Origin of the sequence: Synechococcus sp. H55.11, from assembly GCF_047462475.1 — a bacterium.
Taxonomy (GTDB): Bacteria; Cyanobacteriota; Cyanobacteriia; order Thermostichales; family Thermostichaceae; genus Thermostichus.
Genome location: NZ_JANSJI010000274.1, coordinates 1 through 781, shown reverse-complemented (window position 1 = coordinate 781; position 781 = coordinate 1). Strand labels below are relative to the sequence as shown.

Annotated in this window: 1 protein-coding gene; it reads left to right on the top strand. The window is 45.5% G+C overall.

Going from position 1 to position 781, the window contains the following annotated elements; genetic code table 11:
• The coding region (locus NW853_RS11040; RefSeq protein ID WP_414349032.1) for a hypothetical protein at positions 1–781 on the top strand (781 nt) is incomplete at both ends.

The following is a 781-nucleotide window of genomic DNA, read 5'->3' as shown; positions in this document are numbered from 1 at the left end:
CTTGATTTATGGCTGCGTTGTCTTGAGAAAGACTACCTGGGATCCTTCATCCCTGAGAGTGGTGCAACCGTCAAGCTAGCTGTCGTCCCAAAAGATTCCTGCTCCCGCCTCTACAAATCTCTTCGGGAAAAGCTATCTCTTCCTCCTTTTCAGCTTTTTGATCTAAGCGAAGAGCGCATCAAGCTACATTCAATTGAGAATTTTTGGTTTGCCCTTGCTCAGAAGGTAGACTGGGAATCCTTTGCCAGAGAACTGCGCTATAGCATTCTCAAAAAAATTGGATATCTCCCCGACTTAGAACTTCAGGACTGCACTTTAGAGGAACTGGCAGAGTTTTACCAGGTTGAGGCCCGCGAGATCAACATACAGTTCCAGCGAGAAATTAAGAAGCTGATTTTTCAGGACTACTCTCTGGCTCTCGACTTTCGCAAGGCTATTTCCCGTCTCATCTACGAGCCTCTACAAAGTCCAGGCACTCTAGAAGGTTTGTGTCTCGCGATTCAGAAGTGGTTCAAAGGTACACTGGAATCTATCAGTCAAGTGCGTGGGGCAGCCATTTTTCGAAGGATTGATAGGACAAATTCTAGAGAGATCCTACTTTCTTTTCTGAGGCTTTTTACACGCCAGCTCGGTTGCACAGCAATTCTTGTCAGTCTGTTTCATTACTACGAGCGAAGAGAAAGTGGACGTCCAAACTTTGACCGTAGGCAAATCATCGATCTCTATGAAACCTTGCGAGAGTTTATCGATGCAGAGAGTAAGCTTGAGAAAACAGCTCTAA